Genomic DNA, 12,821 nt, shown 5'->3' with positions numbered 1-12,821 from the left:
GGCCTTCGCGGTGTTCATGCGCTCAGAACCGCGGGTACCAGTATTCGACCGACTCCACGCTGGCGACGGGGACGCCGCGGGAGCTGGCGGGAACGAACGTCGCCGATCTTACTGCGGCCAGGGCCGCATCGTTGAAGTAGACGTCGCTGCTGCAGGCGACCAGGGCGTCGCGGACTTTGCCGTCCGGCGCCACCGCGACGCGCAGCATCACGTAACCGGGCCGCAGATGCGCGGGCGGCAGCTCCGGCTGCGGGATGTCCGACTCGCGCGCTGGGGAATAGCCCTCGCGCTCGTCGACGCTCCGCGGGCGGTGCTCGGCCTCGAAGGCCAGGTACTCGGATGCGTAATGGACCGCGCTGCCGTATCCGCACAGGTAGAAATCGCCGTCGTCGCTGAAGGCGATGGCGTATTTGGGGACCGACGATCCGGGCGGCGCGGGCGGCACCGGCGTCGGCAGTCGGTCCGGCGGCACGGGCTCGAGCACCTGGCGCACGATGGGCGGACGCGTCGGCGCCGCATCCTGGCCAGCCTGGGCGCCGGCCGCAGCCAGCAGCAAGCCCAGACCGAGCGCAGCCCGCGTGCGGCGATTCCGGCTCAACCGCCCGACGGTCGCCTGAGCTTCGAAGGCATCGGAGTCGATCATTTGTGCCGCCGAAACCCGTACTGCGGCCCGTCCGGGTAAAAACGCATGCTCACGTTGCCGTAGTCCGCGACCGGGCGGCCATCGAGCAGCGCCGGCGCGTAGGTCACCTTCCTGGCGAACGCCAGCGCGGGCGCATGGAACAGCGGGTCGTTGCTGCAGATCACCATGGCGTCGCGGGTGCGGCCCTTGGCATCGATGATGACCTTGACCACCACCTCGCCGACCTTGTCGCCGGCGGCGGCTGGGTAGACCACCTCGGGGTGGTTGTTGGGTTCCGGCGCGCGGCTGCCGTCCTGCGTGTAGGCGGCCTGCGCCTTGCCGCGATCCGCCTCCGACCGCCACGGCACGCGGTTGCGCGCGTGGAAGTCCGAGATCTCGCGCCAGTTCGTCCGATACGGCCCGGCCCCCGCGGGCGTCTCGCACATCGGGATGTAGTAGGTCTCGGTCATGCCGATGTTTTCGCGGAAGACCGGCGGCGGCGGCGGCGCGGGCGCGTTCATCTCGACGATCGTCGCCTGGGCGGCTTCGGCCGGCGTCAGCGTCCTGTACTCGATCGCCGGCGGCTGCTCTTTCCCGGCCGGCGGCGCCTCGGCCGCTTGCACGCTCAGGCATGCAAGCCAGCCGACCAGCGCCAGCCGGAGACCGGCCTTAGCCATACACCGGGAACTGGGCGCACTGCTTGGTCACGTTCTCGCGCACGCCGGCGATGACCTTTTCGTCGGCGGGGTGGTCGAGCACGTCGCAGATCCACTCGGCCAGGGCCACGCAGTCGGCTTCCTTGTAGCCGCGGGTGGTGACGGCCGGGGTGCCGATGCGCAGGCCCGAGGTCACGAACGGCTTTTGCGGATCGTTCGGCACCGCGTTCTTGTTGACCGTGATGTGGGCCTTGCCCAGCGCTTCCTCGGCGGCCTTGCCGGTGATGCCCTTGCCGATCATGTCGACCAGCATCAGGTGGTTCTGGGTGCCGCCGGAGACGATCTTGTAGCCGCGCGCGATGATGGTCTTGGCCATCGCCTGGGCGTTCTTCACGACCTGCGCCTGGTAGTCCTTGAACTCCGGCTCCAGCGCTTCCTTGAACGCGACGGCCTTGGCCGCGATCACGTGCATCAGCGGACCGCCCTGGATGCCCGGGAAGACGATGCTCTGCAGCTTCTTGACCAGGTCCTCGGAGGCGTCCTTGGCGACGATGATGCCGCCGCGCGGGCCGCGCAGGGTCTTGTGGGTGGTGGAGGTGACCACGTGCGCGTGCGGCACCGGGCTGGGGTAGACGCCGGCGGCGATCAGGCCGGCGACGTGGGCCATGTCCACGAACAGGTAGGCGCCGATCTTGTCGGCGATGGCGCGGAAGCGCGCCCAGTCGACCACCTGCGAATAAGCCGAGAAGCCGGCCACGACCATCTTGGGCTTGTGCTCCAGGGCCAGGCGCTCGACTTCGTCGTAATCGATCAGGCCCTGATCGTCGACGCCGTACTGGACGGCGTTGAACAGCTTGCCGCTGGCGTTGACCTTGGCGCCGTGGGTGAGGTGGCCGCCATGGGCCAGGCTCATGCCCAGGATGGTGTCGCCGGGGTTGAGCAGGGCGAAGTACACCGCCTGGTTGGCCTGCGAGCCCGAATGCGGCTGGACGTTGGCGTAGTCGGCGCCGAACAGCTGCTTGACCCGGTCGATCGCCAGCTGCTCGGCGACGTCGACGTATTCGCAGCCGCCGTAATAACGCTTGCCCGGGTAACCCTCGGCGTACTTGTTGGTCAGCACGCTGCCCTGGGCCTCCAGGACGCGCGGGCTGGCGTAGTTCTCCGAAGCGATCAGTTCGACGTGGTCTTCCTGGCGGCGCGCTTCGGCGGCGATGGCCTGGGCAAGCTCGTCGTCGAATCCGGCAATACGGGTCTGGCTGGGGAACATTCGCGGCCTCGGAGGGGGAGAAACGGACGGGGAGAGGGGCGTCGGGGCGGGCCTGAGCCGGCGTTAACCTTCGGGCAGGCTTGACGCAAGAGCCGAAATGTTAGCCTAGGGGCGTATGGCGGCCAACCGCCATGATGGGCCCGCAGGCCCCGGAGCGCCCGAAAACCGCTCCCCCACCCCACCCCACCGCTTTGCTGGATGTCCCGACCGTGAAATGGGTCTTCGTCTTCCTGTTCCTGGCCAGCGCCGTGTACGTGCACCTGCGCGGCAAGGTACGCCACCGTCTGGGACGGCAGTTGCTGGACCATTCCACCTTCATGGCCCCGATCAACGTGCTGATGTACGCCTGTTCGCGGGTGCCGACCAAGCCCTTCATCGAGCCCGACCGGCACTTCCCCGAGCTTGAGCCCCTGCGCGCGCGCTGGCGCGAGATCCGCGAGGAAGCGCTGCACCTGCGCGAGCTGCAGCACATCAAGGCCGCCGACGGCTACAACGACGTCGGCTTCAACTCCTTCTTCCGGCGCGGCTGGAAGCGCTTCTACCTGAAGTGGTACGACGAGGCCCATCCCTCGGCCGCCGAGCTGTGCCCGCGCACCACCGAGCTGCTGCGCCAGATCCCGGCCGTCAAGGCCGCGATGTTCGCCGAGCTGCCCCCGGGCGGCGAGCTGCGCCCGCACCGCGACCCGTTCGCCGGCTCGCTGCGCCTGCACCTGGGCCTGGACACCCCCAACGACGATGCCTGCTTCATCGACGTCGACGGCCAGCGCTACAGCTGGCGCGACGGCGAATGGACCATGTTCGACGAGACCTACATCCACTGGGCCCAGAACGGCTCGCAGGCCAACCGCATCATCCTGTTCTGCGACATCGAGCGGCCGATGCGCTTCGCCTGGGCGCGCGGCCTCAACCGCTTCGTGGCCAAGAACTTCATCGCCGCGGGCGCCTCGCCGAACATGGAAGGCGACAAGACCGGCGGCATCAACCGGCTGTTCAAGTACTTCTACGCCCTGCGCCTGAAGGCCAAGGGCCTGCGCGAGCGCAACAAGACCCTGTACTACGCCCTCAAGTACGCCCTGGTGCTGGCCGCGATCGGCTTCGTGATCTGGCTGTAAGCCGGGCAATCCCGCAGGCTCCCCTCGTGGGAGCGGCGTGAGCCGCGATCGGCGCCCGGGCAGGCCCGGCAACCCGGGCCTGCCGAGTTCGCCGCTTTCCCACGACACTCGCCGCCTCAGGAGGCGGTCCTCGCCGACGCTCGAAGGGGCGAATCCGCGGCTCGCGCCGCTCCGGCAGCAGGCGGTTCGCGCCCGCCCCTGGCCAAACCGGATGAACGTCGCCCCGCCCCGCGCTGGAACCCCGCCCGCGCCTGCGGGATAATTACCGCTTCCCGCCTCGCCCCTCCGGCCATCCCCGGCCCGGCTCGGCGCGCCCATGCTTCGGAGTCCGCATGCAATACATCTACACCATGAACGGCGTCAGCAAGACCGTGCCGCCGAAGCGCCAGATCATCAAGGACATCTCGCTGTCGTTCTTCCCGGGCGCCAAGATCGGCCTGCTCGGCCTGAACGGCGCCGGCAAGTCGACGGTGCTGAAGATCATGGCCGGCGTCGACCAGGACTTCACCGGCGAAGCGCGCCCGGCCAACGGCATCAAGGTCGGCTACCTGGCCCAGGAGCCGCAGCTGGATCCGGCCCATACCGTGCGTCAGGCGGTGGAAGTCGGCCTGGGCGAGATCATCAACGCCCAGGCCGCGCTGGACGCGGTCTACGCCGCCTACGCCGAGGAAGGCGCGGACTTCGACAAGCTCGCCGCCGAACAGCAGCGCCTGGAGTCGATCCTGGCCGCCGGCGACGCGCACACCCTGGAGAACCAGCTCGAAGTCGCCGCCGACGCGCTGCGCCTGCCGCCGTGGGACGCCGTGGTCGGCAACCTGTCCGGCGGCGAGAAGCGCCGCGTCGCGCTGTGCCAGCTGCTGCTGCAGAAGCCCGACATGCTGCTGCTCGACGAACCCACCAACCACCTCGACGCCGAATCGGTCGAATGGCTGGAGCAGTTCCTCGCCCGCTACACCGGCACCGTGGTGGCCGTCACCCACGATCGCTACTTCCTCGACAACGCCGCCGAGTGGATCCTCGAACTCGACCGCGGCCGCGGCATCCCGTGGAAGGGCAACTACACCGACTGGCTGGTGCAGAAGGACGAGCGCCTGAAGCAGGAAGAGAACCAGGAAAAGTCGCGCCAGAAGGCGATCCAGAAGGAACTCGAGTGGGCCCGTAGCAACGCCAAGGGCGGCCGCAGCAAGGGCAAGGCGCGCCTGGCGCGCATCGAGGAACTGCAGTCGGTCGATTACCAGAAGCGCCAGGAAACCAACGAAATCTTCATTCCTCCGGGCGAGCGCCTGGGCAACAAGGTCATCGAGTTCAAGAACGTCAACAAGAAGTTCGGCGACCGCCTGCTGATCGAGGACCTGAGCTTCAGCGTGCCGCCGGGCGCGATCGTCGGCATCATCGGCCCCAACGGCGCCGGCAAGTCGACCCTGTTCAAGATGATCATCGGCAAGGAGCTGCCGGACTCGGGCACCATCGAGACCGGCCCGACCGTCAAGCTGGCCTACGTCGACCAGAGCCGCGAAGCGCTGACCGGCAACCACAACGTGTTCCAGGAAGTCTCCGGCGGCCTCGACATCCTCAACATCAACGGCATCGAGATCCAGTCGCGCGCCTACATCGGCCGCTTCAACTTCAAGGGCCAGGACCAGCAGAAGATGGTCGGCTCGCTGTCGGGCGGCGAACGCGGCCGCCTGCACATGGCCAAGACCCTGCTGCAGGGCGGCAACGTGCTGCTGCTCGACGAACCGTCCAACGACCTGGACATCGAAACCCTGCGCGCGCTCGAAGACGCCCTGCTCGAATTCCCGGGCAACACCTTCGTGATCTCGCACGACCGCTGGTTCCTGGACCGCATCGCCACGCACATCCTGGCCTTCGAAGGCGACTCGCACGTCGAGTTCTTCCAGGGCAACTACCGCGAGTACGAGGAAGACAAGAAGCGCCGCATGGGCGAGGAAGGCGCCAAGCCGCACCGCCTGCGCTTCAAGGCGCTTAAGTGAAGCCCGCGACGGGACCGGTAACGGTCCCGTCGCTTTATCGGCCCGCACTACCCTGGCCAGGCCACGTCCTAGGAAACCGCGCATGACCATCAGACACGCCTACGAACTGGAAGGACTGCGCCGCGCCGGCGCACTGGTGTCTTCGATCCTGGCGACGATGCGTGAAGCGGCGGTCGCCGGTGTCGTCGCGCGCGACCTGGATGCGATCGGCGCGCGCATGCTGCGCGAAGCCGGGGCGCGTTCCGCGCCTGCGCTGACCTACGACTTCCCCGCCGCTACCTGCATCAGCATCAACGCCGTAGCCGCGCACGGCATCCCCGACGACAGCGTGCTGAGCGATGGCGATCTGGTGAACATCGACGTCTCGGCCGAGCTCGATGGCTACTTCGCCGATACCGGCGGCAGCTTCGTGGTTGGCACGGCGAGTGCGGCGCAACGCAAACTGCTCGACGCCACACTGGAAGCCCGCGACACCGCCATCGCACAGCTGCGCGCCGGCCGGCCGCTCAATAGCATAGGCCGCACCATCGAGGTGGTGGCCGCCAAGCGCGGCTTCCGGGTGATCCGCAATCTCGCCAGCCATGGCGTCGGCCGGGCCCTGCACGAAGACCCGGGCACGATCCCGGGTTATTACGACCCAAGCGACACGCGCCGCCTGCACGATGGCATGGTGATTACGGTCGAGCCGTTCCTGGCCACCCACTGCACCCAGACCGACGAAAGCGACGACGGCTGGGCGATGCGCTGCCGGCGCGGTTACGCAGCCCAGTTCGAACATACCGTGGTGGTGACGTCGGGCGAGCCGATCATCGTTACCTGAAAGCAGGGATTCTGGCTACTGGACTTCCTCTAGCCCGCCGATCATCGCTGCCGGTCCTCCGCCAACATCACAAGGAACCGCGTCATGAGTTTCATGCAGGCACTGCGTCTACGCTGGCAACAGGCCGACTCGCTGGTCTGCGTCGGCCTCGATCCGGAGCCGGCCAAGTTTCCGGCGCGCTTCGCCGCCGATCCCGACGCGGTGTTCGGGTTCTGCCGCGACATCGCCGACGCCACCGCGCAGTACGCCTGCGCGTTCAAGCCGCAGATCGCGCACTTCGCCGCGCTCGGCGCCGAGGACGCGCTGGCGCGCCTGATCGCCCACCTCCACGCCGCCCACCCGGGCGTGCCGGTGATCCTGGACAGCAAGCGCGGCGACATCGGCAGCACCGCCCAGCACTACGCCAGCGAAGCCTTCGACCGTTACCACGCCGACGCGGTCACCGCCAATCCCTACCTCGGCCGGGATTCGGTGCAGCCCTTCCTCGACCGCGCCGATCGCGGCGTGGTCGTGCTGTGCCGCACCTCCAATCCGGGCGCCGGCGATCTGCAGGACCTCGTGGTCGACGGCCGCCCGCTGTACCAGCACGTCGCCCACAAGGTCGCGCACGAGTGGAACGCGCACGGCAACTGCGCGCTGGTGGTCGGCGCGACCTGGCCGGAACAGCTGCGCGAAGTGCGCGCGATCGTCGGCGAGGTGCCCTTCCTGGTGCCCGGCGTCGGCGCCCAGGGCGGCGACGTCGAGGCGGTGGTCAAGAACGCCAAGACCGCCGACGGCACCGGCCTGATGGTCAGCTCCTCGCGCGCGATCCTGTACGCCTCCGGCGGCGCCGACTACGCACAGGCCGCGGCGCAGGCGGCGAAGTCGCTGCGCGACGAGATCAATGCTTACCGGTGAAGCGGTAACGAGCGATCAGGAACGAGCAACGAGTCGCGGGCGACCGTCACCGCCTACTGGTTCCTAATTACTAGTTCCTAGCTACTCGTTACTCGCTCCCCACAAACGACCCGTCGCGTTCGCGCTAGGCTTGCCTCCATGGACCGCCCCGCCAACGCCACCCGTCGTCGCCTGCTCGCCGCCGCTCCGTTCGCGCTGGCCGCGGGCGCCTGGCCCGCCGCTCCCGCGCTGACCGCGTCCGTCGCCCGCAAACGCACGCGCCTGATCCTGCTCGGCAGCGCCGGCGGACCTACGCCGAAAGCCTTGCGCGCCGCGCCCGCCAGCGCGGTGGTGATCGACGATGCGGTCTACGTGGTCGACTGCGGCAACGGCGTCGCGCGGCAGATGGCGTTGGCCGGGCTGTCGCTGGGCGCGATCCGCGACGTCTTCATCACCCATCACCATTCCGATCACAACGCCGACTACGGCAACCTGCTGTGGCTGGCCTGGGCCGCGGATCTGCGCCATCCGGTCGACACCTGGGGCCCTCCGCCGCTCAAGCGCATGACCCGGCAGTTCCTCCAGCTCAACGACAGCGACATCCGCACCCGCATCGCGGACGAGGGCCGGCCGCCGTTGGCGCCGATGATCCGCGCGCACGAGCTGCGCCGCGGCGGCGTGGTGATGCGCGACGAACGGGTCAAGGTCACCGCGGCGCTGGTCGAGCATCCCCCGGTCGCGCCTGCGTTCGCCTACCGTTTCGACGGCCCGGACCGTTCCATCGTGTTCTCCGGCGATACCCGTCCCAGCGCGGCCCTGGTCGAACTGGCGCGCGGCGCCGACGTGCTGGTGCACGAGGTCATGTACCTGCCGGCGCTGGAGCGCCTGATCGCCAGCGAAGCGCAGGCGGCGCGGCTGCGTCAGCACCTGCTCGACAGCCATACCACCACCGAGCAGGTCGGGCGCCTGGCCAGCGAGGCCGGGGTGAAGACCCTGGTGTTGAACCACTTCGTGCCGGGCGGCGATCCGTCGCTGACCGACGCGGTGTGGCGCGAGGCGGTGGCGCCGCATTTCGGCGGCGAGCTGATCGTGGGGCGCGATCTGCTGGAGATCTAGCGCAAATCCTCCCCGACCCGCCCGGCCAGCAGGCATAGCCTGCTGGCGTTCAGCCGCGCACGAACCTGCGGCTCGTAAACGCACGGCTTCACCCTTTTTCAAAGGAGGGAGCAAGGCCCGAGGCGAGCCGCTTCGCTTCCCCCTTTGGAAAAGGGGGATTGAGGGGGATTTGCTCTTCGCTTCCGGGACTGGCGTCAAAAGCAAATCCTCCCCAACCCGCCCGGCCAGCAGGCATAGCCTGCTGGCGTTCAGCCGCGCACGAACCTGCGGTCCGTAAACGCACGGCTTCACCCTTTTTCAAAGGAGGGAGCAAGTTCAAAAGCGAGCCGCTTCGCTTCCCCTTTGAAAAAGGGGGACTGAGGGGGATTTGCTTCACCGCTACTCAGCGCAACCATGCGCGCAGCGCCGCGATCGGGAACCGCAGCCAGATCGCCGCGAACACTCCCGCGCGCGTCCACGCGCCGCGGCGCGCGTACTCGAACTTGCGGAAGTAGCGCCACAGCCCGCGGTGCTTGTGCCACTCCACGAACAGCGGCCGCGAGCGGCTGGATACGCCGCGCACGTGCAGCACGCGCACGCCGTTGGCGACCGCGACCGTGGCGCCGGCTTCGCGCGCGCGCCGGCACAGGTCGAGGTCCTCGGCATGCAGGCGGTAGCCAGGATCGAAGCCGCCGATGCGCGCGAACAAGGCGCGCGGCATCAGCATCAGCGCGCCGGACACCGCCTGCACGCGCTGCAAGGCCTGGCTGTCGTCGGGCGCAAGATTGAGCGCTGCGGCGGGCGCGCGCCGCAGCGCGCCGGCCAACATGCCGGCGAAGTCGGGGTCGTTGCGGCGCGCGGCGCCGTCGCGCACGCCCTCGTCGTCGACCAGATCCGCGCCCAGCAAGGCATCGCCCAGCGGCGTGGCCAGGGCGCGCAAGCGCGCCAGCGCATCGGCTTCGAGCAGGCAGTCGGGATTGACGAACGCCAGCCAGCCCGCCGGCGCGTCGCCGAGATCGTCCACGCCCTGATTGCAGCCGACCCCGAAACCGGGGTTGTCGGGGTTGTCGATGAAGCGCACGCGCGCGTCTCCGGCGGCGTGGCGCTGGACGATGTCGAGGGTGCCGTCGCTGGAATGGTTGTCGACCACGCGGATCGCGCTCACGCCCTGCGCGGCGCGCAGTCGCGTCAGGCAGTCGTCGATGGTGGCCGCGCTCTGGTAGCTGACCACGATCGCGGCGATGCCGTCGTCGGTCGCGGCGCCGGCGCGCGGGATGGAATCAGGTGAAGAGGTCACGTTGCGGATCCGGTGGGCCGACGCCGTCGAGCAGCGCCGCCAGTCGTTCGCGCGAACCGCGTAGCGGATCGCTCATCAAAAAACCCGCCAGGCGCGCATGCCAGTCCGGCCAGCGCACCGCGAGATGGTCCATGTCGCCGTCGCAGGGGCCGCCCTCGCCGCGGCGGGCGACGAAGGCGGTGTCGCACAGCGCATTGCGCCAGCCCAGGCCGGACAGGCGCAGCGACAGATCGGTCAGGGCCGCGTACCAGGAGCCGTAGCTGGCGCCGTCGAGGCCGCCCGCGCGCTTGCGCGCGCTGCCGCGCAGCAACACCGCGTGACCGACCGCGGCCGGCAGCTCGGGGTACAGGGCCGGCATGCCGGCGGCCGCGCGCGACAGCCGTTCCAGGTCGGCGGGCACCGCCTCGATCTCGCCGATGCGCGGCCAGGACGCGGCCTCGCCGGCGTTGCTCCAGGGGGTGGCGGTGGCGATCGCGCCGTCGGTGCTCAGGCAGGCCGCGAGCCGGCTGAGCCAGCCCGGCGCGGGGATCGAATCCGGCGCCAGCACCGCCACGTCGGCGTCGCCGCAGACCGCGAGTGCCTCGCCCAGGTGCGCGGCCTCGCCGATCGGGCGCTGGCGGCGGGTGTAATCGGCCTTGAGCGGGGTGCGCGCCATCCAGCGCTCGACGATGGCATAGCCGCGCGGGCCGGCCTGGGCGTCGTCGGCCAGCCAGACCCGGGTGCCCGGCGGCGTGCACGCGTCCAGCGCGGCCAGGCAGGCGTCCAGCGCGTCGTCGTCGACGCCGACCGGGACCACGACGATGGGCAGCTCGAGCATGCGCAGACGATCCGCGATCGCGCGCGGATCCGTCAAGGCGGGCGCCGGGCTCAGGGCTTGCGGCGCTTGGGCTGCAGCGGCTCCATGGCCCGGAAGCGACGGCCGTACTCGTCGGTGAGGTTGCGCACTTCCTGCGGGTTACGGACGATGGTCGGGGTCAGCAGGATGATGGTTTCCAGGCGCTCGTTGACCGAGGACTGGCGCCCGAACAGGCCGCCGATCACCGGAATCCGGCTCAGCCCCGGAAAGCCCGAGGAGCCGCGACCGAGCTGATCGCTGATCAGGCCGGCCATCAGCACCGTGTCGCCGCTCTGGATCGCGGCTTCGGTCTTGAGCTTGCGGGTGTCGATGCGGACGTTGCCGTTGCGGTCGGGGTTGCCGGTCGGGCTGCTGACCTCCTGGACGATGTCCAGGAACACCATGCCGTCCTTGCTCACGCGCGGACGCACCTTGAGAATGATGCCGGTGTCCAGGTACTGGACCTGGCTGTAGGTGTTGTCGTTGCTGGAACCGGGATTGACCGTGACCGAGGAGATCGGGATGCGGCTGCCGACGTTGAGCGTGGCTTCGGCGTTGTTGCGCACCAGCACCGAAGGCGACTGCAGCAACTGCACGTCGGTGACGGCGTCGAGCGCGCTGATCACGGCCGCGGCATTGCGGCCGAGGAAGGTCCAGCCCAGCCCGCCGGTACCGTCGGTCACCGGCTTGATGCTGCCGGCCAGAGTGCTCCAGGTGGTGCGGCCGACCGCGTCGGGCAGGCCGTTGTCGGTGACCGCTTTTTCGAAGAACCAGTTCACGCCATAGGACAGGTCGCCCTTGAGCTGCACGGTCGCGACCTGGGCCTCGATGTGCACCTGCATCGGCATCACGTCGAGCTTGTCGATCACATCTCGTATCGAACGCCAGGCGCCCGGGCTGCTGCGCACCAGCAAGGAGTTGGTCTCCTCTACGGCAGCCACGCCCACGCGCGCGCCGTCGATTTCCAGGGTGACGCTGCCGTTGCCGCTTTGGCGCGAGCCCAGCGACATCTCGCCGCCGCCACCGGTGCCGGTGCCGCCGGTGCCGCTGTCCTTGCCGCCGATGTTGGCGGTGGAACCGTTGGCGCCGTCCTGCAGCTCGACCGGATCCAGGCCCGGCATCAGCGAGGGCGAACCGCCGCCGGAATCGCCGCCGCCGCTGCGGCCGCCGCCGAACACTTCAGACAGGCGCTGGGCGAGCTCCTTGGCCTTGATGTACTTGAGCTCGTAGGTGAACAGCTGCATCTCGCCGCCGGCGCCGTCGATGCGCTCCAGCCACTGCTGGATGTCGTCGAGGTAATCGGCCTGAGTGCTGATCACCAGCACGGCGTTGGCGCCTTCCAGCGGCATGAAGCGGAACATGCCCGCGACCGGCGACTTGCTCTGCTCGCCGAACACCTTCTCCAGGTCGGCCACGACCTTGGTCGCCTTGCCCGACTGCAGCGGGAACACGCCCACCGACATGCCCGACAGCCAATCCACGTCGAAGATTTCGATGGTGTGCAGGTAGTTCTCGAGCTCGGCGCGGCTGCCGCCGACGCTGATCACGTTGCGCGCGCCGTCGACGTTGATGATCGCGTTGGGGCGCGCATAGGGCTTGAGGATCTTCTCCATCTCGGTGGCCGAGATGTAGCGCAGCGGCACGGTGCGCACTTCGAAGCCGCGCGCGGTCGAGGCCGGATTGGTGCTGGGCGCGACGTTGCCGGCCAGGGCCTGGTCGGCGGGCACGACGTTGTAGCGGCCGCCGCTGTAGACCAGGCGCGCGTTGTTCCAGCCCAGCACCATTTCCAGCAGGTTCATCGCCGCGGCCGGGCTGACCGGCTTGGGCGTGGATAGGGTCACGGTGCCCTGCACGCCGGGCGCGATCACATAGTTCTGGCCCAGCATGTCGCCGAGGATGGCCTTGACCACCGCATGCAGCGACTCGCCTTCGAAATTGAAGGTGGCCGAACCGCTGGTGGCGCCGATGCCGGGAGGCGCCTCCGCCGCCGCGCTGCGGTTGATGACCTGGCCGCTGCCGCGCCGGATCTGCGGGCGCGGGCCGCGATTGTCATCTTGCAGCGGTTGCGACGAGACGCCATCGCCGGATGAGGTGCCGGCGGTACCGGCCTTGCCGGACAGGGCCGCAGGATCGGCATCGCGCCTGACACTCGGGACCGGCCCGCTGGCGCAGCCGGCCAACAAACTGGCGATGGCGAGACCGACGATGGCGCGGGACGCGGTTGGGTTGTGACGTAGCTTCATGCGT

11 protein-coding genes are annotated in these 12,821 nt (G+C 69.2%); 5 read left to right on the top strand and 6 right to left on the bottom strand.

The features are described from left to right. Positions 1 to 22: 22 nt before the first annotated feature. From V1318_RS06995 to glyA, 3 genes are read right to left on the bottom strand one after another with little or no spacing between them, the layout of a single operon-like run. Positions 23 to 643, bottom strand: a complete 621-nt coding sequence (locus tag V1318_RS06995; RefSeq protein ID WP_332938888.1) for a TonB family protein — start codon at positions 641 to 643, stop codon at positions 23 to 25. Then, positions 640 to 1,299, bottom strand: coding sequence for an energy transducer TonB (locus V1318_RS06990; protein WP_332938887.1), 660 nt, complete (start codon positions 1,297 to 1,299; stop codon positions 640 to 642). The genes V1318_RS06995 and V1318_RS06990 overlap by 4 nt, the downstream gene beginning before the upstream one ends. Next, entirely contained in the window at positions 1,292 to 2,545 is a 1,254-nt protein-coding gene (gene glyA, locus V1318_RS06985; protein ID WP_332938885.1) for a serine hydroxymethyltransferase, read from the bottom strand. The genes V1318_RS06990 and glyA overlap by 8 nt, the downstream gene beginning before the upstream one ends. Before the next feature lie 209 nt (positions 2,546 to 2,754). Between glyA and lpxO the strand changes: the two genes are divergently transcribed. The 5 genes from lpxO to V1318_RS06960 all read left to right on the top strand — a co-directional run bounded on the left by lpxO (position 2,755) and on the right by V1318_RS06960 (position 8,463). Further along, positions 2,755 to 3,657, top strand: a complete 903-nt coding sequence (gene lpxO / locus V1318_RS06980; protein WP_332938884.1) for a lipid A hydroxylase LpxO — start codon at positions 2,755 to 2,757, stop codon at positions 3,655 to 3,657. Positions 3,658 to 3,989: 332 nt separating this feature from the next. Then, complete coding sequence (gene ettA, locus V1318_RS06975) at positions 3,990 to 5,651, top strand: energy-dependent translational throttle protein EttA (protein ID WP_332938882.1); 1,662 nt, start codon at positions 3,990 to 3,992, stop codon at positions 5,649 to 5,651. 82 nt (positions 5,652 to 5,733) lie between these two features. Continuing rightward, positions 5,734 to 6,471: a type I methionyl aminopeptidase gene (gene map, locus V1318_RS06970; RefSeq protein WP_332938881.1), complete on the top strand. Its 738-nt coding sequence runs from the start codon at positions 5,734 to 5,736 to the stop codon at positions 6,469 to 6,471. Between the two features lie 84 nt (positions 6,472 to 6,555). Then, the gene (gene pyrF, locus V1318_RS06965; RefSeq protein WP_332938879.1) at positions 6,556 to 7,368 is read left to right on the top strand and encodes an orotidine-5'-phosphate decarboxylase; all 813 of its coding nucleotides are present in this window, start codon (positions 6,556 to 6,558) and stop codon (positions 7,366 to 7,368) included. Between the two features lie 138 nt (positions 7,369 to 7,506). Continuing rightward, positions 7,507 to 8,463: an MBL fold metallo-hydrolase gene (locus V1318_RS06960; RefSeq protein WP_332938877.1), complete on the top strand. Its 957-nt coding sequence runs from the start codon at positions 7,507 to 7,509 to the stop codon at positions 8,461 to 8,463. 382 nt (positions 8,464 to 8,845) lie between these two features. Here the strand turns inward: V1318_RS06960 and V1318_RS06955 are convergent, their stop codons facing one another. Genes V1318_RS06955 through gspD form a run of 3 tightly spaced genes read right to left on the bottom strand, consistent with a single transcriptional unit; the run spans position 8,846 to position 12,817 of the window. After that, complete coding sequence (locus tag V1318_RS06955) at positions 8,846 to 9,739, bottom strand: glycosyltransferase family 2 protein (protein ID WP_332938876.1); 894 nt, start codon at positions 9,737 to 9,739, stop codon at positions 8,846 to 8,848. Beyond that, positions 9,723 to 10,556 (bottom strand): glycosyltransferase family 2 protein, encoded by an 834-nt coding sequence (locus tag V1318_RS06950; protein WP_332938875.1) that lies wholly within the window; start codon positions 10,554 to 10,556, stop codon positions 9,723 to 9,725. The genes V1318_RS06955 and V1318_RS06950 overlap by 17 nt, the downstream gene beginning before the upstream one ends. Positions 10,557 to 10,606: 50 nt before the next feature. Then, on the bottom strand, positions 10,607 to 12,817 hold the full coding sequence (gene gspD, locus V1318_RS06945) for a type II secretion system secretin GspD (protein WP_332938874.1): 2,211 nt from the start codon (positions 12,815 to 12,817) through the stop codon (positions 10,607 to 10,609). Positions 12,818 to 12,821 lie beyond the last annotated feature (4 nt).

It is taken from the genome of Lysobacter sp. CCNWLW3 (assembly GCF_036697405.1).
In the GTDB taxonomy this organism is placed as follows: domain Bacteria; phylum Pseudomonadota; class Gammaproteobacteria; order Xanthomonadales; family Xanthomonadaceae; genus Lysobacter.
The sequence above is the reverse complement of the archived record's forward strand: the minus strand, read 5'-3'. Positions and strand labels throughout refer to the sequence as shown.